This is a genomic window from Sphingopyxis witflariensis (assembly GCF_002205635.1).
GTDB lineage: Bacteria > Pseudomonadota > Alphaproteobacteria > Sphingomonadales > Sphingomonadaceae > Sphingopyxis > Sphingopyxis witflariensis.
In genome coordinates this window covers 517,142-536,729 of record NZ_NISJ01000002.1, presented here as the reverse complement: position 1 = coordinate 536,729, position 19,588 = coordinate 517,142, and the positions used below count along the sequence as shown (strand labels likewise).

Annotated in this window: 21 protein-coding genes; 13 read left to right on the top strand and 8 right to left on the bottom strand. The window is 64.4% G+C overall.

Features of this window, described 5'->3' with window-relative positions; translation table 11 throughout:
• Positions 1-23: 23 nt before the first annotated feature.
• Both CDQ91_RS06495 and CDQ91_RS06490 read right to left on the bottom strand, forming a co-directional pair.
• The gene (locus tag CDQ91_RS06495; RefSeq protein WP_088471879.1) at positions 24-356 is read right to left on the bottom strand and encodes a hypothetical protein; all 333 of its coding nucleotides are present in this window, start codon (positions 354-356) and stop codon (positions 24-26) included.
• Positions 357-420: 64 nt separating this feature from the next.
• Positions 421-939, bottom strand: a complete 519-nt coding sequence (locus CDQ91_RS06490; RefSeq protein ID WP_088471878.1) for a helix-turn-helix transcriptional regulator — start codon at positions 937-939, stop codon at positions 421-423.
• Between the two features lie 217 nt (positions 940-1,156).
• Here CDQ91_RS06490 and trbB point away from each other — a divergent pair, with 217 nt between their 5' ends.
• The 13 genes from trbB to CDQ91_RS06425 all read left to right on the top strand — a co-directional run bounded on the left by trbB (position 1,157) and on the right by CDQ91_RS06425 (position 13,315).
• Positions 1,157-2,137: a P-type conjugative transfer ATPase TrbB gene (trbB, locus tag CDQ91_RS06485; protein WP_088471877.1), complete on the top strand. Its 981-nt coding sequence runs from the start codon at positions 1,157-1,159 to the stop codon at positions 2,135-2,137.
• A gap of 5 nt (positions 2,138-2,142) precedes the next feature.
• Positions 2,143-2,457, top strand: a complete 315-nt coding sequence (locus CDQ91_RS06480; RefSeq protein WP_272897608.1) for a TrbC/VirB2 family type IV secretion system protein — start codon at positions 2,143-2,145, stop codon at positions 2,455-2,457.
• Positions 2,457-2,726, top strand: coding sequence for a VirB3 family type IV secretion system protein (locus tag CDQ91_RS06475; RefSeq protein WP_088471875.1), 270 nt, complete (start codon positions 2,457-2,459; stop codon positions 2,724-2,726). The genes CDQ91_RS06480 and CDQ91_RS06475 overlap by 1 nt, the downstream gene beginning before the upstream one ends.
• On the top strand, positions 2,723-5,167 hold the full coding sequence (gene trbE / locus CDQ91_RS06470) for a conjugal transfer protein TrbE (protein WP_088471874.1): 2,445 nt from the start codon (positions 2,723-2,725) through the stop codon (positions 5,165-5,167). Before CDQ91_RS06475 ends, trbE begins: the two co-directional genes overlap by 4 nt.
• Positions 5,168-5,171: 4 nt before the next feature.
• The gene (trbJ, locus tag CDQ91_RS06465) at positions 5,172-5,888 is read left to right on the top strand and encodes a P-type conjugative transfer protein TrbJ (RefSeq protein WP_088471873.1); all 717 of its coding nucleotides are present in this window, start codon (positions 5,172-5,174) and stop codon (positions 5,886-5,888) included.
• A gap of 1 nt (position 5,889) precedes the next feature.
• On the top strand, positions 5,890-6,138 hold the full coding sequence (trbK-alt, locus tag CDQ91_RS06460; protein ID WP_088471872.1) for a putative entry exclusion protein TrbK-alt: 249 nt from the start codon (positions 5,890-5,892) through the stop codon (positions 6,136-6,138).
• Positions 6,138-7,418 (top strand): P-type conjugative transfer protein TrbL, encoded by a 1,281-nt coding sequence (gene trbL / locus CDQ91_RS06455; RefSeq protein ID WP_088471871.1) that lies wholly within the window; start codon positions 6,138-6,140, stop codon positions 7,416-7,418. Before trbK-alt ends, trbL begins: the two co-directional genes overlap by 1 nt.
• A gap of 5 nt (positions 7,419-7,423) precedes the next feature.
• Positions 7,424-8,107, top strand: coding sequence for a conjugal transfer protein TrbF (trbF, locus tag CDQ91_RS06450; protein WP_088471948.1), 684 nt, complete (start codon positions 7,424-7,426; stop codon positions 8,105-8,107).
• The gene (gene trbG / locus CDQ91_RS06445; protein WP_088471870.1) at positions 8,104-8,955 is read left to right on the top strand and encodes a P-type conjugative transfer protein TrbG; all 852 of its coding nucleotides are present in this window, start codon (positions 8,104-8,106) and stop codon (positions 8,953-8,955) included. The genes trbF and trbG overlap by 4 nt, the downstream gene beginning before the upstream one ends.
• Positions 8,956-9,071: 116 nt before the next feature.
• Positions 9,072-10,157, top strand: coding sequence for a TraB/TrbI/VirB10 family type IV secretion system protein (locus tag CDQ91_RS06440; protein WP_336579613.1), 1,086 nt, complete (start codon positions 9,072-9,074; stop codon positions 10,155-10,157).
• On the top strand, positions 10,154-10,375 hold the full coding sequence (locus CDQ91_RS06435; protein WP_088471868.1) for a DUF2274 domain-containing protein: 222 nt from the start codon (positions 10,154-10,156) through the stop codon (positions 10,373-10,375). Before CDQ91_RS06440 ends, CDQ91_RS06435 begins: the two co-directional genes overlap by 4 nt.
• A gap of 57 nt (positions 10,376-10,432) precedes the next feature.
• Positions 10,433-10,600, top strand: coding sequence for a helix-turn-helix transcriptional regulator (locus CDQ91_RS06430; protein WP_088471947.1), 168 nt, complete (start codon positions 10,433-10,435; stop codon positions 10,598-10,600).
• A gap of 246 nt (positions 10,601-10,846) precedes the next feature.
• Entirely contained in the window at positions 10,847-13,315 is a 2,469-nt protein-coding gene (locus tag CDQ91_RS06425) for a CaiB/BaiF CoA-transferase family protein (protein WP_088471867.1), read from the top strand.
• A gap of 130 nt (positions 13,316-13,445) precedes the next feature.
• On the opposite strand, the gene CDQ91_RS06420 is transcribed toward CDQ91_RS06425, so the two are convergent.
• The 6 genes from CDQ91_RS06420 to CDQ91_RS06395 all read right to left on the bottom strand — a co-directional run bounded on the left by CDQ91_RS06420 (position 13,446) and on the right by CDQ91_RS06395 (position 19,583).
• Positions 13,446-14,216 (bottom strand): SDR family NAD(P)-dependent oxidoreductase, encoded by a 771-nt coding sequence (locus CDQ91_RS06420; RefSeq protein WP_088471866.1) that lies wholly within the window; start codon positions 14,214-14,216, stop codon positions 13,446-13,448.
• Complete coding sequence (locus CDQ91_RS06415; RefSeq protein ID WP_088471865.1) at positions 14,213-15,202, bottom strand: ArgK/MeaB family GTPase; 990 nt, start codon at positions 15,200-15,202, stop codon at positions 14,213-14,215. Before CDQ91_RS06415 ends, CDQ91_RS06420 begins: the two co-directional genes overlap by 4 nt.
• On the bottom strand, positions 15,199-15,615 hold the full coding sequence (locus CDQ91_RS06410) for a cobalamin-dependent protein (RefSeq protein ID WP_088471864.1): 417 nt from the start codon (positions 15,613-15,615) through the stop codon (positions 15,199-15,201). Before CDQ91_RS06410 ends, CDQ91_RS06415 begins: the two co-directional genes overlap by 4 nt.
• Before the next feature lie 12 nt (positions 15,616-15,627).
• On the bottom strand, positions 15,628-17,304 hold the full coding sequence (locus CDQ91_RS06405) for an acyl-CoA mutase large subunit family protein (RefSeq protein WP_088471863.1): 1,677 nt from the start codon (positions 17,302-17,304) through the stop codon (positions 15,628-15,630).
• A 63-nt stretch (positions 17,305-17,367) separates the two neighbouring features.
• Positions 17,368-17,769 carry a nuclear transport factor 2 family protein gene (locus CDQ91_RS06400; RefSeq protein ID WP_088471862.1) on the bottom strand — a complete coding sequence of 134 codons (402 nt, stop codon included), beginning with the start codon at positions 17,767-17,769 and terminating at the stop codon, positions 17,368-17,370.
• A gap of 38 nt (positions 17,770-17,807) precedes the next feature.
• Complete coding sequence (locus CDQ91_RS06395) at positions 17,808-19,583, bottom strand: acyclic terpene utilization AtuA family protein (RefSeq protein WP_201791867.1); 1,776 nt, start codon at positions 19,581-19,583, stop codon at positions 17,808-17,810.
• Between the last annotated feature and the right edge of the window lie 5 nt (positions 19,584-19,588).

Below are 19,588 nucleotides of genomic sequence, written 5' to 3'. Positions count from 1 at the left end.
GCCGATCGCTCCCGGTCAATCGATCAGGCGGCCGACGCCAGCGGAGTGGCATCGCCTTCGGCGGTGGCTGGACATTCGTGGAGATCATAGCCCCCGGTCTCGCGCCCGATGTCGACAAGGTCGCCATGGACGCGCAAGATGTCGCCGCTCACATCGACCAGCGCCATCTGTGCCTTCACGAGCCGCTGAATCGTCGCATGGCCCCTGGTGGCCGGAACGCCATCGGTGTCGCGGCGCGCGGTGACGACGCTCGCCATCAGCGAGGAGACCGCGATAAGAGCATCGTCGATCCTGATTTCGGCAGCTGGCACATCGCGCACGAGACGGGCGGCCGTGAAGGTAATTTCCTTGGGCATGACTTCTCCTTTCTCCGAAAGCGCAGTCGCGCTTCGGCTATCGTTGGTTGACTGGAAAAAGGGATCAGCCGGAGATCAGCCGCGTCAGCGCCTGCGCGATCGCAAGTCCTGTCAGGATGAGAAGGGCCATGCCAACCAGCATGGTCGCCATGATCCAGACTCGTCTGACCCGGGCATGATCATGCCTCCGGAAATCCCTGAACGGCGAACTGCTGCCCGTCGGACTGTCCGTCATCGATCTGCTGTCGGGCAGCGGCACCGGGGCGGGCAATTCTCCGTTCGAGGAAGCGAATGGCAGAAGTTGGCGCGGTTGGGGAAGTATGATCGGATCATATAGTATCCGATCATAGGTCTGTTTGAGACGCGCGTAGATAATTGCGGCCTCATCGCGGTTCGCTGCGCCCAGCACATCGCGCGCGGTTGTCAGCCTGAGATCGACCGCCTGCTTGGAAATGTCGAGACGGCGCGCAATCTGCTTGGAGGTCTGCCGCTCGAGCAGCAGATCGAGACAGGCGCGCTGCTTGACGGTGAGGCGCGCCCAGCGTCCGTCGTCCTCCGATCGATGCGACCCCGAATCACTCATGCTGACACTGTTGTCAAAATCGCGCGCGATGCAAGCGACCGCACGCGGTTCGCGGTTTCTTGCAACATGTTACTCTGCTGCGGCCTACGCCACCGCCTGTCTTTCTACGCCATGATATGATGCCGGCAGAAGCTTGTTGAACTGCGGACTTTTCTGCGTCTCTTAATCGTCCCCGTCGAGCCGGGCGCTTCTGCCCGGCCCAGAAAACGGGGTCCCGATGGCCGCAGAATCGATCCGGATCGAAGCACGCCATCGCAGTGCGCGCATGTTGCGTACCGCAATGGGCGGGGCGATTGCCGAATGGCTTGCCGATCCACAAGTCATCGAGATCATGCTCAATCCCGACGGCCGGCTCTGGGTCGATCGGCTGGAGCAGGGGGTCACCGAAAGCGGCGAGATACTGAGCGTCGCCGATGGTGAGCGCATCATCCGGCTCGTTGCGCACCATGTCGGTGCCGAGGTTCATGGTGCTGCGCCGCGCGTCTCCGCCGAGCTGCCCGATGGCGGCGAACGTTTCGAAGGCCTGCTTCCTCCCATTGTGTCGGCACCGACATTCGCGATCCGCAAGCCCGCCGTCGCGGTGTTCACGCTGGAGGACTATGTCGCCGCGGGCATCATGGCGGCGGCGCAGGCCGCGATCCTTCGCGCCGCTGTCGCCGACCGGCTGAATATTCTCGTCGCGGGCGGGACCGGCACCGGCAAGACCACGTTCGCCAATGCATTGCTCGCGGAAATTGCCGGGAGCAGCGATCGCATCGTGTTGATCGAAGACACGCGCGAACTGCAATGCGCAGCCCCCAATCTCGTCGCGATGCGCACCAAGGACGGGGTTGCCTCACTCTCTGACCTTGTCCGCTCGTCGCTGCGGCTTCGCCCCGACCGCATCCCGATCGGCGAGGTGCGAGGGCCCGAAGCGCTCGATCTTCTCAAGGCCTGGGGCACCGGGCATCCGGGCGGCGTCGGCACCATCCACGCTGGCAGTGCGCTCGGAGCGCTCCGCCGCATGGAGCAATTGATCCAGGAGGCGGTGGTCACCGTGCCGCGCGCGCTGCTCGCCGAAACGATCGACCTCATTGTCATACTCGTTCGCGACGGCACGGGGCGCCGGCTGTCCGAACTCGCGCGCATCGACGGGCTCGATCCCGCGACCGGCGAATATCGTCTCATCCCCATTGTTTCCGCAGGAGACCCGTCATGAAATTCATGCCTGCCAATCGCGCCATATGGAGCACAGCCGCGCTCACCATGGCCTTCGCTCTCGTGGTGCCCGCCCATGCCGGCGGCTCGTCGATGCCCTGGGAGGCGCCGCTCCAGTCGATCCTCGAAAGCATCGAAGGACCCGTCGCCAAGATCGTCGCGGTGATCATCATCATCGTGACCGGGCTCAGCCTTGCCTTTGGCGACACGTCGGGCGGTTTCCGCCGGCTCGTGCAGATCGTGTTCGGCCTGTCGATCGCCTTCGCCGCCTCGAGCTTCTTCCTGTCCTTCTTTTCCTTCGGCGGCGGAGCGCTCGTCTGATGGGCCGGGAAGGGGAGGTCCCGGGCTTTTTCGCGCCGGTGCACCGGGCGCTCGCCGAACCGATCCTGCTTGGCGGCGCACCGCGCAGCCTCGCGATCGTCAACGGCACGCTCGCCGGCGCGATCGGCCTTGGCCTCCGGCTCTGGATCGCCGGCCTTGCGATCTGGGCGATCGGCCACGCCCTCTCGGTCTGGGCCGCGCGCCGCGATCCGCAGTTCGTCGACGTCGCCCGCCGCCATCTCAAATATCCTGTCTGGATGCGCCCATGATGAACCTCTCCGAATATCGCTCCAAATCCGCGTCGCTCGCCGATTATCTGCCTTGGGCCGCGCTCGTCGCCGAAGGGATCGTCCTCAACAAGGACGGCTCCTTTCAGCGTAGCGCGCGCTTCCGCGGCCCCGATCTCGACAGCGCGACACCGGCCGAACTCGTCGCCGTGACCGCGCGGCTCAACAATGCGCTGCGGCGTCTGGGATCGGGATGGGCGGTGTTCGTCGAGGCGCAGCGCGTACCCGCACATTCCTATCCCGTGTCGGATTTTCCCGATGCGGTGTCCGAGCTCGTCGATGTCGAGCGCCGCGAGCAGTTCCGCGAGGAAGGCGCGCATTTTGAGAGCTTCTATTATCTGACCTGGTTGTGGATGCCGCCCGCCGAGGAGGCCGCGCGCGCCGAGGCCTGGCTCTATGAGGGCCGTTCGAAGACCGGCGTCGATCCGAAGGCATTGCTGAAGAGCTTTATCGACCGCACCGGCCGCATGCTTCATCTCGTCGAAGGCTTCATGCCCGAGGCCATATGGCTCGATGGCGGCGAGACGCTGACCTATCTGCACAGCTGCATCTCGACCAAGGTCCAGCGGGTGCGGGTGCCCGAGACCCTCGCCTATCTCGACGCGCTGCTTTCCGACGAACCGCTTGTCGGCGGGCTCGAGCCGCGGCTCGGCGAGCATCACCTCCGCACGCTGACGATCACCGGTCTGCCGAGTGTGACCTTTCCCGGGCTGCTCGACGAGCTCAACCGCCAGGCCTTCGCCTATCGCTGGTCGTCGCGCGCCATCATGCTCGACAAGACCGACGCCACCAAATTGCTGACCCGAATCCGCCGCCAATGGTTCGCCAAGCGCAAATCACTGGCAGCGATCCTCAAGGAGGTGATGACCAACGAGGCTTCGGTGCTGATGGACAGCGATGCCGCGAACAAGGCGGCCGACGCCGATATGGCGCTGCAGGAGCTCGGCGCGGACGAGGCGGGCATCGCTTATGTCACCGCCACCATCACCGTGTGGGACCGCGATCCGGCGCTTGCGGCCGAGAAGCTGCGGCTGGTCGAGAAGATCGTCCAGAGCCGCGACTTCACCTGCACGGTCGAAGGCGTCAATGCCCTCGAGGCCTGGTTCGGAAGCCTGCCTGGGCATGTCTACGCCAATGTCCGACAGCCCCCCATTTCAACCCTCAATCTTGCCCACCTCATACCCTTATCAGCGGTGTGGGCAGGGGCGGAACGCGACGAGCATTTCGGTGATGTTCCCTTGCTCTATGGCAAGACCGAAGGCTCGACGCCGTTCCGCCTAACTCTTCATGTCGGCGATGTCGGCCATTGTCTCGTCGTCGGCCCGACCGGTGCCGGCAAGTCGGTGCTGCTGGCGCTCATGGCGCTCCAGTTCCGGCGCTATGAAGGCAGCCAGATCTTCGCCTTCGACTATGGCGGGTCGATCCGCGCCGCGACGATCGCGATGGGCGGCGACTGGCAGGATCTCGGCGGCGCGCTCCATGACGAAGCGAGCGGCAACGCCGTCGCTTTGCAGCCGCTCGCGCGCATCGACGAAGCCGGCGAGCGGGCCTGGGCCGCCGAATGGCTCGCTGCGCTCCTCACCGGCGAAGGCGTGACGATCGATCCGGCGGCGAAGGACCATCTCTGGTCGGCGCTGACATCCCTCGCGACCGCACCGGTCGCCGAGCGCACGCTCACCGGTCTTGCCGTCCTGCTGCAATCGCGGGACCTCAAACAGGCCTTGGCGCCCTATCTCGTTGGCGGGCCCTGGGGACGCCTCCTCGACGCCGAAGCCGAACATCTCGGGCACGCCCGGGTGCAGGCGCTCGAGACTGAAGGCCTTGTCGGCGCGGCCGCGGCACCCGCCGTGCTCGCCTATCTTTTCCACCGCATCGGCCAGCGGCTCGACGGTTCGCCCACTTTGATCATCATCGACGAGGGCTGGCTCATTCTCGACAGCCCGGCCTTTGCGGCGCAACTGCGGGAATGGCTGAAGACACTCCGCAAGAAGAATGCGAGCGTGATCTTCGCGACCCAGAGCCTTGCCGATATAGAAGGTTCCAGCATTGCACCGGCGATCATCGAAAGTTGCCCGACACGGATATTCCTGCCGAACGAACGCGCGACCGAGCCGCAGATCGCGCGAGTCTATGAACGCTTCGGCCTCAATGATCGCCAGATCGAGATATTGAGCCGGGCCACGCCGAAGCGCGACTATTATTGCCAATCGCGGCGCGGCAACCGGCTGTTCGAGCTCGGCCTCGGCGAGATCGCGCTCGCCTTCACAGCGGCCTCGTCGAAGACCGACCAGATCAAGATCGGTGAGCTTGTCGAAGCGCACGGCCACGCCGACTTCGCCGAATTCTGGCTCCGCCACCGCGGCCTCTCCTGGGCCGCCGATCTTCTCGCGAACCTCGAAATCCCCGACCAGCTGAAGGAGTGATGTGATGAATAATCGGAAGAGCCATGCGCTGCTTGCGGCGCTGATTTCCGGATCGGCCCTGGCGATGGGCGGGGCAATGGCCCCGGCCGCGGCGCAGATCGGCGGCATCGTCCATGATCCGCGCAACTATGCCCAGAATATCCTGACCGCGGCGCGGACGCTCGAGCAGATCAACAATCAGATCGCCATGCTGCAAAATCAAGCGACGTCGCTCATGAATGAGGCGCGCAATCTTCAGGCGCTGCCGGTCTCGATGCTGCAGGACCTGCAGGACCAGGTCGACCGGACCCGCCAGCTGCTCGGCGAGGCGCAGCGCGTGGCCTTCGATGTCGGCCAGATCCAGCAGGCGTTCGACAGCCGCTACAAGGGTGGTGCGATTGCCGCGCCGCACGCCGCAATGGTCGCCAATGCCGAGGCGCGCTGGAACGACAGCGTCGGCGCCTTTCAGGATGCTATGAAGGTCCAGGCCGGCATCGTCACCAATATGGGCGCGACCCGGCAGCAGGTCGGTATCCTCGTCGGCGCCAGCCAGTCGGCGACGGGCGCGTTGCAGGCCGCGCAGGCCGGCAACCAGCTGCTCGCGCTGCAGACGCAGCAGCTCACCGATCTGGCCGCCGTGATGGCGGCGCAGGGCCGGGCGCAAATGCTCGAGGCGGCGCGCCGGGCTGCGGCCGAAGCCGAGGGCCGCGAGCGCTTTCGCCGCTTCCGGAAAGCCGACTGAAATGGACCGGGCGGGCAGGATCGCCGGGGTCGCCATACTCGGCGGCCTTGCGCTGACGCTCGCGCTGATCGCCGCGGTCGGCCCGCCCGAACCCGGTGCGTCCGCTCCTGCGATCACGCGGGTGGAGGTGCCTCCCGCATCACCGCCGATCCTTCGCCGGTGTCGCACGATCACCGTATCCGACCCGGGCTGCGAAGCGGCGTGGGAGGCGAAGCGGCAACATTTCTTCGGCAAGAAAGGGGACGCGTGATGAACGATACCGGCGTGATCGACCAGTTTCTGTCGGTCTTCTCGACCTATATCGACAGCGGTTTCGGGCTGCTCGGCGGCGAGGTCGGCTTCCTGTCATCGACGCTCATCGTCATCGATGTGACGATCGCCGCGCTCTTCTGGGCCTGGGGCGCCGACGAGGATGTGCTGCAGCGGCTTGTCAAGAAGACGCTCTACATTGGCGTCTTTGCCTTCATCATCGGCAACTTCCAGAGCCTCGCCACGATCCTGCTTGAAAGCTTCGCCGGGCTCGGCCTCAAGGCGAGTGGCGGCGCCATGGCGATCGGCGACTTCATGCGTCCGGGCGTGGTCGCCGCCACCGGCATCGACGCCGCCCAGCCTTTGCTCGACGGCACCGCCGATCTGGTCGGGCCGGTCGGCCTCTTCACCAACTTCGTCCAGATCATGATCATGCTGGTCGCCTGGCTGATCGTCGTGCTCGCCTTCTTCATCCTCGCGGTCCAGATCTTCGTGACCATAATTGAATTCAAGCTCGTGACCCTCGCCGGTTTCATTCTCCTGCCTTTCGCCTTCTTCGGCCGCACCGCCTTCATGGCCGAACGTGTGCTCGGCCACATCGTCTCGTCGGGCATCAAGCTACTGGTGCTCGCGGTCATTGCCGGCATCGGAACGACGCTTTTCAGCCGCTTCATGAACGCTGGTCTCGGCGCCGATCCCGACATCGAGCAGGCCATGGCGATCGCGCTCGGCGCGCTGACATTGCTTGGGCTCGGAATATTCGGTCCCGGCATTGCGAATGGCATCGTCGCGGGCGGCCCGCAGCTCGGCGCCGGCGCCGCGGCTGGCACCGCCGTTGCCGCTGGTGCGACGCTCGCGGCGGGGGCTGCCGGTACGACGCTTGCCACGGGCGCCGCCGCGACGATGGCCCGCGGCGCGGCCGTGAACAGCGCGCGCACTGCGGGAAGCACCTCGGCCGCCTATGCGGCCGGCGCGGCCGGGAAGAGCGGTGCTGTTGCGGTGGGAGCGGGCCTCGCCAATGTCGGGCGGTCCGCGGCGAGCGCCGCCGCCGCACCCGCCCGGCAAGCGGCCGATCGCGTCCGCGCGGCTTTTGCCGAAGGACGCGGTGGCGGATCGGGTGGCGCCTCTTCCCGATCGGTCAGCGATAGTCCGCCGCCCTGGGCCGCGGCCATGCGCCGCCGCCAGGCGATCGGCCACGGCGCGACCCTCGGTGCCCAGACCCTCAAGGCCGGTGACAGCCATGGCGCCGGCTCCGCGCCCGACATCAGCGAGAAGGATTGAGCGACATGTTCAAACGGCCCACCACCCATTATGGCAAAGCGCCGGTGCCGGTGACGCCCTACCAGCGGGCGGCGCAGGTCTGGGACGATCGCATCGGTTCGGCACGCGTCCAAGCCCGAAATTGGCGGCTCGCCTGCTTTGGCAGTCTGGCGCTTGCCGCCGGCCTTGCCAGCGGCCTCGTCTGGCAGTCGGCGCGCGGCACGATCACGCCCTGGATCGTCGAGGTCGATAAACTCGGCGAAGCGCGCGCGGTCGCGTCGGCCGACGCCGACTATCGGCCGACCGATCCGCAGACGGCGTTTCATCTCGCCCGCTTTATCGAGCATGTCCGCTCGATCCCCGCCGATCCGGTCGTGCTGCGCAAGGACTGGCTGAGCGCCTATGATTTTACGACTGCGTCGGGCGCGCAGGCGCTGAACGATCATGCGCGGAATAATGATCCCTTTGCCGAGGTCGGCAAGGTCCAGGTGGCGGTCGATGTGTCGAGCGTGATCCGGGCGTCGAAGGACAGCTTCCGCATCGCCTGGACCGAGCGCCGCTATCAGGACGGCAGCCTTGCCGAGACGTCGCGCTGGTCGGCCATATTGACTGTCACCCATCTTCCGCCGCGCACGCCAGACGGCCTGCGCCGCAACCCGCTCGGCATTTTTGTCACTGCTCTCTCCTGGTCGAAGGAACTCAGCCAATGAAACCTCTCTCTTGCGCCTTTCTGCTTGCCAGCACTGCCGCAATCGCGATCGCGGCGCCTTCGACGGCGGCCGATGCCCGCGACCCGCGGCAGAGCATTGGCCGGGCCAATGACGCGGCGCGGGTCCAGCCCGATCGCGCGGCCTTCTTGGGCGCGATCCAGAAATATGCCTGGGCCGAAGGGGCGCTCTTCCAGGTCTATGCGGCCCCGGGTCAGGTGACCGATATCGTGCTGCAGGAAGGCGAGGAGCTTGTCGGTCCCGGCCCGGTGGCGGCGGGCGACACGGTACGCTGGATCATCGGCGATACGGTGAGTGGCAGCGGTGCTACGCGCCGCGTCCATCTGCTCGTCAAACCGACCCGCGCCGACATCATGACCAATATCATCATCAACACCAGTCGGCGGACCTATCATATCGAGCTCCGCGCCACGCCTGCAACCTATATGCCATCAGTATCCTGGTCCTATCCCGAACAGGAACTGATCGCGCTCCGCGCCGCCGAAGCCGAACGCGAACGTGCCGCGCCCGTCGCCGCTGGTCTCGACCTCGCCGCACTCAATTTCCGCTACCGCCTCTCCGGCGACAAGCCCGCCTGGCGGCCGGTCCGCGTGTTCGATGACGGGCGCCAGCTCTTCATCGAATTTGGCGAAGGGATTGCCGTCGGCGATATGCCGCCGCTGTTCGCCCTGGGCGCGAATGGCGAAGCCGAATTGCTGAACTACCGCGTCCATGGCCGCTATATGATAGCCGACCGGCTGTTCGATCGCGGCGAGCTACGGCTGGGAGCAGGCAAGGCTCGTCGCCAGGTCGTCATCGAACGCGCCGGACGCGCGCGGGGCCGCTCGTGAGCGCGCCAGAACGAGAGGCATCGCCCGCGCGCGGTGCCGAGATGCCGCTCGCGGCCGGTCCCGTTTCGCCTGCTCGTCCGGAGGTGCTTCGGCTCCGGGCCAAGCTGCCGAAAGTAATGCGCCTCTCGCCGAAAGCGCTGGCAATCCTCGGCAGCATTTCCTGTCTTGCGATCGGCGGAGCGCTTTGGTGGGGGCTTCGGACACCGCCACCGGAAGCCGCAGAGAATGTCCATGAAAGTGAAAATGCGAGCCGGTCGGAGTTGGTGACCGGCGGACCCGCCGATTACAGCAAGGCCCCGAAAATGGACGAACTACGTTTCGGGGAGGTCGGAGGGTCGAAGCTGGCGGCGCCGCAGAATGGCGAAATCGTGCCGTTGCCGCTCAGCGGCCCCGGCATCGCGGCAGCCGAACAGGCACGCGCGCGCGCCGCGCAGGAGCGCGAGGCCGCGCGTGCGAGCCGGCTGTTCCTCGGCGGCGCAGTCGCGGCCGAAAATCCATTGTCCGGCGAACCGCCGTCGCCCCCTTCTGCTGCACCGGCCGACGCCGGGCCCCCCAACAAGCGCCGCGCGTTTCTGCCCGGCTCCAGCGCCCGCGCTATGGAGAGTGCTGCACGCGTGGTCGAGGTCGTGTCGGCCAACGTCCTACAGGCGGGTAGCGTCATTCCCGCCGCGCTCATCACGGGTATTCGATCGGACCTGCCCGGGCACATTACCGCGCAGGTGACCCAGAATGTCTACGACAGCCCGACGGGACGCATCCTGCTCATTCCACAGGGCGCGCGCCTGATCGGCGCATATGACAGCGAGATTACCGCCGGCCAAAGCCGGGTCCTGCTTGCCTGGAACCGTCTGATCTTGCCGGGCGGACGATCAATTGCGCTCGATCGATTGCCGGGCGCCGATGCCGCCGGCATGGCGGGACTGGCCGACCGGACCGACTATCATGGGGACCATATGCTCAAAGCGGCGCTCATCTCGACACTTCTCGGCGTCGGCGCGGAGCTTGGCGACAGCAGCGAGGATCGCGTCATCCGCGCCCTTCGAAATGGTGGCCAGGAAACAGTGAACGAAACAGGCCGGCAGATCGTGGAGCGCCAGCTCGGCATTCCGCCGACGCTGACGATCCGCCCGGGTTTCACGCTTCGCGTGATCGTGACGCGCGACATCATTCTCGACCCTGTCGCGCAGGAGGACAGCATATGACCAAGCTGAGGCTGGGAACCATCCCGGAGGATAAGCCGGCCAAGCTCACCCTTGAAATACCCGGCGAGATGATGCGCGAGCTGCAGGATTATGCGGAGGTTCACGCCAGGCTTACCGGTCTGGCGGCGCCCCTGCCGGTAGAGCGGATCGTTCCGGCGATGATTGGGCGTTTCATCGCGGGCGACCGTGAGTTCAGCAAACAGCGCAGGAGGGACTAATCATGTCGGTCGACCACGCCACAATTTCTACCAAAGAGATTATCCTATCGTGCGGCCCTGTCATCGGCGACGATTTACCGGAAGGTCGCCGAAGGCACTTTTCCGAAACCCGAAAAGAAGGGGCGCGACAATATCTGGGACGAAGCCGAGTTCGAATTCTGGATGGCCGACCCGGGACATTATCGCGCCGATCGCAGGCAGATATCCCCGATGGATGTGGACTGATCTGCGCCGATGCTTGTGAATCGGCACGCTGACCGGGACCCTCGTCCACTTTGAAGTATTACCTTGATATTATGCTAGAAAAATTGCTTCCACGGTGCTGGGATCGGCAACGATCGGGACCCCCTGGCGAGATAAAAAGGACACGTTTTCAGAAACATGTTTGGAGAATGGCGGGGTTACGGTTTGCAGACCCATCCACAGGCACATTATAAAAGCGCAGCGTAACAGGTGCGACGGGAGATTCGGATGAGCGACAGGCATAGCGGCTTTCTTGCGCCCTATCGGGTTCTAGATGTCACAAATTACCGCGGTGTTCTGGCCGGACATATACTGGCTCAACTCGGTGCCGATGTGGTTCATATGGAGCCCCCCGGTGGAAGCGATGCTCGTCTGCAGCCCCCGTTTTCCCCCGATTGGAGCGAGCGCGAAAACTCCTTTTACTGGGCGGCCTACGCGTCGGGGAAGCGTTCGATTGTCTGCGATCCGGCTACCGACCCGGACACTTGGGCGCAGCTGCTAGGTTCAGCCGATATTCTGTTTGATTCCGCCGCTCCGAGCGAAGGCCGCCCGGACTGGCTCGATCCGGCCGCAATCGCGGCGCTGAATCCCAAGCTGGTTCATGTATCGATCACGCCTTACGGCCTCACTGGCCCCAAAAAGGACTGGCTTGACAGCGAGCTGACCCTCTGGGCGGCGGGAGGGCCGCTGCTCCTGACTCGCGACAACGAAGGACGGCCGCTTCGGATCAGCGTACCCCAGGCCTATCTCCACGGCGCGGCAACCGCCGCTGGGGCTGCGTTGATCGGCCAGGCCGAGCGACTCCGCAGCGGGGCGGGCCAGCATATCGATCTCGCCATCCTTCAGACGCTTCCGCAATGTACGCTCGGCGCGGTGCTCGCCGAGTCTATCGGACATGAGAATTTCGTGCCCAGGCCTGGAGCCACATTGTCCGGCGGCAAAGGCGGACCAATGGATCTCAGCGGAAGCGGATCGCTGACCCGACGATCGAAGTGGCCCATTGCCGACGGGCTTGCAGAAATGCACTTGGCGATGGGGCCCGCGACCGGCCCGTCGACCAATAAATTGTTCGCGTGGATGATCGAGGAGTCCGCTCTTCCCGAGACCTTTCACGACTGGGACTGGACGACGCTGCACGGACGGCTCGAAAGCGACATCAGCTGGGAAATGCTCGAAGAGGCTCGCCGCCATGTGTCGGCCTTCCTCGCGCGATTCCGCAAGGCGGACCTCATGCAGATCGCGCTCGACCGCGGCATCCGCATCGCGCCGATCGAAACGATCGGCGATCTGCTGAAGAGCGACCAGTTCGCGGCGCGCGGCTACATCGCGACGGTGGCGGGTCCCAACGGAGACTATTCGCTGCCTTGGGGCTTTGGCGGCGAATGTTCGGAGGGGTTCGCGCCGCCCGCTGCAGCGCCGAGACTCGATGCCGATCGGGAGCAAATCCTCGAGGATTGGTCAGCAACCAGTCAGCCGGTCGAAAACGCAACTGAGCCTTCGTTGCAGCCCCTCGCCGGGCTGAAGGTGCTCGACCTGGCCTGGGTCGTTGCCGGGCCTCTCATCGGCCGCAATCTCGCCGATTATGGCGCGACGGTTATCCGAATAGAGTCGGCAAAGCGCGTTGAGACGGCGCGACTGATGGGGCCGTTTCCAGCGGGCGAATATGATGTGCAGCGATCCGCACTCTATGAGACCTGCAACGCCGGAAAACTCGGGCTGTCGCTCGATCTGTCGAAGCCGGAAGCACGCGACATCGTGCGGTCGCTGGCGCGCTGGGCGGATGTCCTCGTCGAATCCTTCACGCCGGGGCAGATGGCGCGCTGGGGCCTGTCTTATGACGAGCTGGCGAAAGATAATCCGGGTCTTGTCATGGTCAGTACGTCACTGACCGGTCAATCAGGACCGTTCGCCAGCTACTCGGGTTACGGCAACCATGGCGCAGCAATCGCTGGCTTCCAGAATCTCGTGGGGATGGCGGGGGCGACCCCGGTTGGGCCCTATGGCCCTTATACGGATTTCGTCGCGCCCCGCTTCGGTATTCCCGCCACGCTGGCTGCGCTGGACCATCGTCGGCGTACCGGCCGGGGATGCTGGCTTGACGTGTCGCAAACCGAAGCCGGCGTCCAGTTCCTTGCCGCCCAGATCGCAGAAACATCGGTTACGGGAAGGATACAGGGACCGATGGGCAATCGCGACCTCGCCATGGCCCCGCACGGCGTTTTCCGGACCAACGCTGAGGATAGCTGGATTGCAATCGCGGTGCAGTCGGATGAGCAATGGGAACGCCTTGCCGAGATCGCGCAAATCGACGAGCCCGCATGGAAGACATTCCAGGGGAGGAAGAGCGACGAGGACGCCTTGGAAAGTCGGCTCGAGCAGTGGGCTGCGCGGCAGGAAGTCACGGTCATCGAACAGCTTCTGCAGGAAAACGGCATCCCCGCGCATCGGTTGGTTTCGATCGAAGAATTTGGCAATGATCCTCAGATTGTGGCGCGTAAGCATCTCGTGCAACTGCCACATTCTCTCTCGGGCACCGCCGTCGTCGAGGCGTCGCCATTCCATCTCGCGCGCACGCCGGCCGAATATGCACGCTCCGCGCCCTGTTACGGGCGTGACAATGAGGATGTCTTGCGAGATATCGTCGGGCTGGATGCGGCGACGATCGAGGCGCTCGAAGCGGCCGGGATACTCACCTGATCGCGAACCGCTTGGCGCGATTGTTGCGGGACTGGCCGGAAGGAGATCGCGCTAAAGAAAAGAGGCGCAATGGCGGAGCAGTGCTTCACGCCCTTTGCTTGGGGCGTCGCCGCCGTTGGGCGTCAAGCCATTAGGCGACCAGCGCGTTTAGCGCTCCGTCGACCGCAATGACCGAGCCGTTGACGAAGGATCCCGCATCGCTTGCCAGCATGACGACAGGGCCGACCAGCTCTTCGATCCTGCCGAGACGGCGCGCAGGCATTTGCGCGATGCGTTCGATGCCGGTTGGGCTGTCGAAAAATTCCTCGTTCAACTCGGTCTTGAACCAGCCCGGTGCCAGAGCATTGACGCGAATATTATGCTTACCGAGATCGATCGCCATGGCGCGCGTGAGCTGGACGACTGCGCCCTTCGACGCACAATAGCTCGCCAGCCCGGGTTGCACGCCCAGCCCCAAGACCGATGCCACGTTGATGATCGAGCCGCCCTGCTTGGCCGCTACGAGCCGGCGAGCAGCTATCTGACCCACATTCCAGACGCCACGAAAATTGGTGTCGAAAACCGCATCGCGGGCCGCCGGCTCGATCTTCAGGAAATTACGCGCATCGGTGACGCCGGCATTGCTCACGATGACATTCACGGTGCCATAGGCGCGCTCTGCGGCATCGAAAGCCCGCTCGATGTTCTCGGCGTCGGTCACATCGGCTTGCGCGGCCAGCGCACTCCCTCCCGACTGCTCGATTTCCCGCACGAGGCCGTCGAGGCGGTCCGCGCGGCGCGCCACCGCCACGACGCGTGCGCCTGCCGCGGCCAGCCCGAGCGCAAGCCCCCGGCCGATGCCGCTCGACGCGCCGGTGACAAGGGCGACACGCCCGGAAAGCGAAAACAGGTCAGCGTTCACGAATAGGTCCTTGCTTCTAAAGAGGCGACGAGGTCGGTCAGCAGTCCCAAGGCAGCCGTAGCGCCCTCGTGCCGTGACAATCTACCCTGCGCCATGTTTTCAATTATTGTGGCGAGTCGGGGGTCGGACGTGCCGAGCACCAGCGCAGCAGCGGCGTCGGCAACGTCCTGAGCGAGCGTCGATCGCGATATCCCGCCTCCGACTGCGGCGTCGGGCGGGCCGGACGGAAGCCCTGCGAACCTAACGTCTATCGCGTCGCCTAGCGCCTTCAGGCCATCCTGGTTCAGCGTCGATACCGACAACATGGACCGGCGTTCATCATGGCCCCGGTGGTGCAGCATGGCTTTCAAATGTGTGGCCGTTCGCGCGGCGTCGGGCAGATCTGCCTTGTTCACGACCAACAGGTCGGCGATTTCCAATACGCCAGCCTTCATCGCCTGCATCTCGTCACCGAGGCCGGGTGCGCAGATGACGATCTTCACATCGGTCAAGTTGGCAACCTCGACTTCTGACTGACCCGTACCGACGGTTTCGACGATCACGAGATCCATGTCGGCGGCAGCCAGCAAATCCATGACCGATCTTGTGGTTCGCGTCACCCCGCCGAGGTGGCCGCGCGCAGCGAGCGACCTGATGAAAACGTCGGGATTTGCGCTGTGCGCCGCCATGCGAACGCGATCGCCCAGCACCGCACCGCCGCTGATCGGGCTCGATGGATCGACCGTCAGGATAGCGACGCGGCGGTATCTCGGGAGCAATTCCGGCAACAGTGCATTGATGAGCGACGATTTTCCGGCGCCTGGTGGCCCAGTCACGCCAAGGGTTCGGCACAGGCTGGCACGGCCGCGCACCGCAACCGCCAGTTCGGTTCCCGCCGCCGTGCGGTTCTCGATCGCGGTGATGGCGCGCGCAACCGCCAGCGGATCGCGATCGCGGACTGCCTTCAGCAGCGAAGCCGCGTCAGAGCCTGCGCGCGTGCCGGTCAAACGCGGCTCCGATAGGCGCGGGCGAGGCGATCGAACGTGGCGACCACGTCGGCGAGCGGCGCACCGCCCCGGAAGATTTCCCTGACGCCGACAGCCTCCAGCGGCGCGACGTCGAACGGACGAATGACCCCGCCTACCACAACGGGCAAATCGGGGACGTCGCGGCGCTGTAGCTCAGCGACGATCTTCTCCGTCGTCTCGACCTGGCCACCGGACATGAAACTCAGCCCGATGATATCGACGTCTTCCTGAAGCGCGACGGTGACCACATCTTCGGGCTGCTCATAGTCGATCAGCACGACTTCCATCGCGGCGTCCCGCAATGCGAGCGCGATCGTCGCAATGGCGCGGTCATGACTATCGATGAAGCTCTTGGTCAGGAGGACGCGCGGCTTTGGCGCACTATCTTGCATCTCGATCGGTTCCTATTTGTTGCGCCCGAAGACTTCGTGAAGAATGGCCTGCATCTCGCCGAGCGTTGCATCAGCTTCGGCGGCGCCAACGAGGTTCGCCATTACTGATCCGATCGCCCGGCCTTCATTGACTTCCACCGCCGCACGCCGGAGGTCTTCCAGTGCCTCCGCGCAGCGCGCAGCATCGCGCTCAAGCCGGTGCCGCTCGACATCGGCAATCGCCATGCGCGCTGCCTCCGGATCGGGCTGGAACACCGCAAATTGCTCAGGTTCGTCGGTGGTATATTTGTTGACGCCGACCATCGTCCGCGCACCGCTCTCGATTTCCTGACGCCACTGGTACGCGGCGGCGGATACCTGCTGCTTGATCCATCCTGACTCGATGCAGGCGATCAGCCCGCCCCGGTCGTCGATGTCGGCGATGATTTCGAACACCCGGCGTTCGATGTCGTCGGTGAGCGATTCCACATAATAGGAACCGCCGAACGGGTCGGAGACATGAACGGCGCCGGTCTCCTCGGCAATGATCTGGCTGGTTCGCAGCGAAAGCGTCACGGCCTCCTCGGTCGGCAGGCCGAGTGCCTCATCATAGGCGTTGATCGTCATGCCGTTGGCGCCCGACAGCACGGCCGCCAGCGCGCCATAAGCGTTGCGGACGAGATTGTTCAGCGGCTGCTGCGCCGTCAGCAGCGAGCCGGCGGTCTGGGCATGGATGCGGGCCTGGAGCGAAGAATTCTTCTTGCAGCCAAACCGCTCACGGTTCACCTTCGCATATACCCGCCGCAGCGCGCGGGTCTTCGCCACCTCTTCGAAGAAATTCTCGCCGTAGCGGACGTGAAATCCGAAGCGCGGGACGACGATATCCGGATCGATGCCGAGCTTCACGCACTCTTCGTTGACCGCAATGATCGCGGCGATCGAATAGGCAACGGCCTGGACGTTCGTGGCTCCGGCTTCGCAGATATTATGCTCGCTGATGGTGAGGGGATTCCAGAGCGGCACATGCTCGGCGCAATAGGAAGCGATGTCGGCAATCAGCCGGTAGCTGCCGCGCGGCGAGAAGTTCGTCCCGCCGCTATGGCCGAAGAAATCCCAGATATAGTTGGTGAGATTGCCGCCAAGCTTGTCGAACGCGAAACCGCGGCGTTTGGCCGCCGCGAGATACAGCCCGAGCATGGCCGGCGACCCCGCGTTGAGGACCATCGATACGGTCGTCTTCGCCAGATCCTTGCCCGCCAGCAGGACTTCGTAATCGCTCGCTTTGCAGACCGAAATGCCGCAGTCGCCGATGCTGCCGCGCACGCCGGGGTGATCGGGATCATAGCCCATCGACGTGGGCATATCGAAAATGAAATTATAGGCCTCGCGATCGAAATAGCCCTTCGATCCGCCCTGCTCGAGCAGCAGGTCCATCCGCTCGCGGGTCTGAGAGGGCAGGCCGAAGCCAATGATCTGGAGGTCCATCCACGGCTGGAACTGATAATGAATCGGGTAGATACCGCGCGTATAGGGATATTGCCCAGGCATCTCGGCTTCTTTGCCATGCCGGTCGAGGCCGCCGTAAACGGGATCGACCTCGACGCCCGACCGGTTGCGCGCGACAAAGGATTGATCCCTGTACCGCGCCGAAACCGTCTGCTGCCAAAGGGCATAGGGGCTGTCTTGTGGCTTTGTGTCGGCGCTAGTCATCGGAATGACGGCTCCCTTTCAGGCTTCTGATCTGCGACGAACGCGTCGCCAACGTGCAAGGCGTCACGCTGCGAAAATGGTCTTCAGATGAAGCGTGTCGTTATATTCTTTGACGACCGCGATGCGGCCATCCCGGATCGTGAACAGAAAATGATATTCATTGTTATAGATGCGCCCGTTGGTGATCTCGCCATGCGCTTCGACTTCGGCGGCGACCTTGTCGCCTTCACCGATCATGCCGTGGATCCGCATGTCGATCCCGCCGGGGATCTTCGCGACGATGCCTCTGAGGACGGCACTGATGCCGTCCTTGGTCTTCAGGCCAGCCTGCGGAAGCTGGTCGGGCTTGCCGCCGATCCACCACGTCGCATCGTCGGTCAGGCTGTCGATGAGGCCGTCCGCATCGCCGCTCCCGAATTTGGCCAGGAATTGCCGGACCAGGGCTTTGTTTTCTTCGATCGACATAAGATACTCCGGTAAGATGGTGAGATAGAAGCCAAAGCTCAGGAACGGACGAGATCGGCTGGAATGGCAATCTCAGTGCCCAGCAGAATTTGCGCATAACCCTTGCCCTGCGGATCGTTGCGCAGCGATGCGATGCCGCCCCCGCCCAGAACGTCGTAGAGCATGAAGTTGAGGCCATGGATGCCGGGCAGGTCGAAGCGCCGCACTTCGGCGGGCGCATAATGTTTGAACAGGTCGCCCACGACATCGGGCTGCAGCGCGTGCCGGATGTAGGGAAGAAATTCGGGCCTCCGCGCAATGATGCCGATATTGGCGTGATTGCCCTTGTCGCCGCTGCGGCCCCACGCGAGCTGGATCAAGGGAACTTTGGTAAGGTTCGTCGCATCGAGCGGTGCGGACACATCGGGCTCGCCGTCGCCGTTGGTCGGCGCGTCGGCGCACGACGGCTTGGCCACATCCGGCAGGGCGACCGCTTGCCCATCGACTTCGACCCTGACCTGAGCATCGACGGTCGACTTTTCTGCTGCGATCGAAAAGAGGCGGACAAGCGGCATGACCTTGGGGCGGTTGCCCCCCATGCCGGTAAAGCCGGGCGCCATCGAGGTGCCGGCGGAGGTGAATTCGCGGACCAGCAGGTCCAGCGCCTTGGGATCGGCATGCTTCGCGGCAATCTTGAGCACCACTTCGCGCGCGCCTCGCGCCTGGCTGTTCGCGCCATAACTCGATTCGGCGCCAATGATCTCGATCGAAGTCTCGCTGAACGGCGCTGAACCGGCCTGGGACAGGAGTGAAGAGACGCGCGAGACAACCGCCTCGCCGACCTTGGCCGCTTTGTCGGCCGCGGCTTCACCGATGATCGTCCAGGTCGCGCCGACGCGGTAGCCATCCTGCCAGGTCGCACTCGCCTTGTAGGTTTCGGTCGGTGCGCGGCCGCTTGCGCCCGTCACCCGCACCCGCCCGTTAGCGGTTTCTTCGATCTCGACCGACCGCCAGTCGCAGCTGACGTCGGGCAGGAGATAGGCTGCGGGATCGCCGATCTCGTACACGAGCTGCTCGCTAACCGTGCCGCGCGATATAAGGCCACCGGTTCCTTGCGGCTTGATGACGTCGAAAGCGCCATCCGCGTCGATCACGGCGATCGGATAGCCGATATTCGCCCAATCGCCGACATCCTCCCAATCGGTGAAGAGGCCGCCGGTCGCCTGCGCTCCGCACTCGATGATGTGGCCGGCGAGCGACCCGCCCGACAGACGATCGAAGTCCGACAAAGACCAGCCGAACTCGTGAATACATGCGCCGAGCACGGTCGCGGCGTCCACGCATCGCCCTGTAATGACAATATCGGCACCAGCGCCCAATGCCGCCGCGATCGGTGCTGCTCCCAGATAGGCATTGAGGCTCATCAGCCGCGACGGCATCGCGGCTCCTGAAAACATTTCCCTGCAGGTCTGAAGCTCAGGCTGCATCGCGATCAGATCGTCGCCGGTGACGACGCCCACACGCAGGTTCAAGCCGGCAGCTGCGATTTTTGTCCGAAGCGCGTCGGCACAAGCCACTGGATTGACGCCCCCGGCATTCGCAATCAGTTTCACCCCGCGTTCGGCGATCCGCGGCAAGTGTCGCTCCATCAGACTGACGAAATCGGTCGCATATCCCAGCGACGGATCCTTCGCGCGGGCGCGGGCCAGGATCGACATCGTGACTTCGGCCAGATAGTCGAAGGAGATATAGTCGAGCCCGTCATGCTCCAGCAGCTGGGGCAGGGCGATCGAGCTGTCACCCCAGAAGCCGGAGGCGCCGCCAATGCTGATCATGCGAT

Excerpts from the sequence above, each read along its gene's own strand:
- CDQ91_RS06495 (WP_088471879.1), bottom strand. The coding sequence starts at position 356 with ATGCCCAAGGAAATTACCTTCACGGCCGCCCGTCTCGTGCGCGATGTG.
- CDQ91_RS06490 (WP_088471878.1), bottom strand. The coding sequence starts at position 939 with ATGAGTGATTCGGGGTCGCATCGATCGGAGGACGACGGACGCTGGGCG.
- trbB (WP_088471877.1), top strand. The coding sequence starts at position 1,157 with ATGGCCGCAGAATCGATCCGGATCGAAGCACGCCATCGCAGTGCGCGC.
- CDQ91_RS06480 (WP_272897608.1), top strand. The coding sequence starts at position 2,143 with ATGCCTGCCAATCGCGCCATATGGAGCACAGCCGCGCTCACCATGGCC.
- CDQ91_RS06475 (WP_088471875.1), top strand. The coding sequence starts at position 2,457 with ATGGGCCGGGAAGGGGAGGTCCCGGGCTTTTTCGCGCCGGTGCACCGG.
- trbE (WP_088471874.1), top strand. The coding sequence starts at position 2,723 with ATGATGAACCTCTCCGAATATCGCTCCAAATCCGCGTCGCTCGCCGAT.
- trbJ (WP_088471873.1), top strand. The coding sequence starts at position 5,172 with ATGAATAATCGGAAGAGCCATGCGCTGCTTGCGGCGCTGATTTCCGGA.
- trbK-alt (WP_088471872.1), top strand. The coding sequence starts at position 5,890 with ATGGACCGGGCGGGCAGGATCGCCGGGGTCGCCATACTCGGCGGCCTT.
- trbL (WP_088471871.1), top strand. The coding sequence starts at position 6,138 with ATGAACGATACCGGCGTGATCGACCAGTTTCTGTCGGTCTTCTCGACC.
- trbF (WP_088471948.1), top strand. The coding sequence starts at position 7,424 with ATGTTCAAACGGCCCACCACCCATTATGGCAAAGCGCCGGTGCCGGTG.
- trbG (WP_088471870.1), top strand. The coding sequence starts at position 8,104 with ATGAAACCTCTCTCTTGCGCCTTTCTGCTTGCCAGCACTGCCGCAATC.
- CDQ91_RS06440 (WP_336579613.1), top strand. The coding sequence starts at position 9,072 with ATGCGCCTCTCGCCGAAAGCGCTGGCAATCCTCGGCAGCATTTCCTGT.
- CDQ91_RS06435 (WP_088471868.1), top strand. The coding sequence starts at position 10,154 with ATGACCAAGCTGAGGCTGGGAACCATCCCGGAGGATAAGCCGGCCAAG.
- CDQ91_RS06425 (WP_088471867.1), top strand. The coding sequence starts at position 10,847 with ATGAGCGACAGGCATAGCGGCTTTCTTGCGCCCTATCGGGTTCTAGAT.
- CDQ91_RS06410 (WP_088471864.1), bottom strand. The coding sequence starts at position 15,615 with ATGCAAGATAGTGCGCCAAAGCCGCGCGTCCTCCTGACCAAGAGCTTC.
- CDQ91_RS06405 (WP_088471863.1), bottom strand. The coding sequence starts at position 17,304 with ATGACTAGCGCCGACACAAAGCCACAAGACAGCCCCTATGCCCTTTGG.
- CDQ91_RS06400 (WP_088471862.1), bottom strand. The coding sequence starts at position 17,769 with ATGTCGATCGAAGAAAACAAAGCCCTGGTCCGGCAATTCCTGGCCAAA.
- CDQ91_RS06395 (WP_201791867.1), bottom strand. The coding sequence starts at position 19,583 with ATGATCAGCATTGGCGGCGCCTCCGGCTTCTGGGGTGACAGCTCGATC.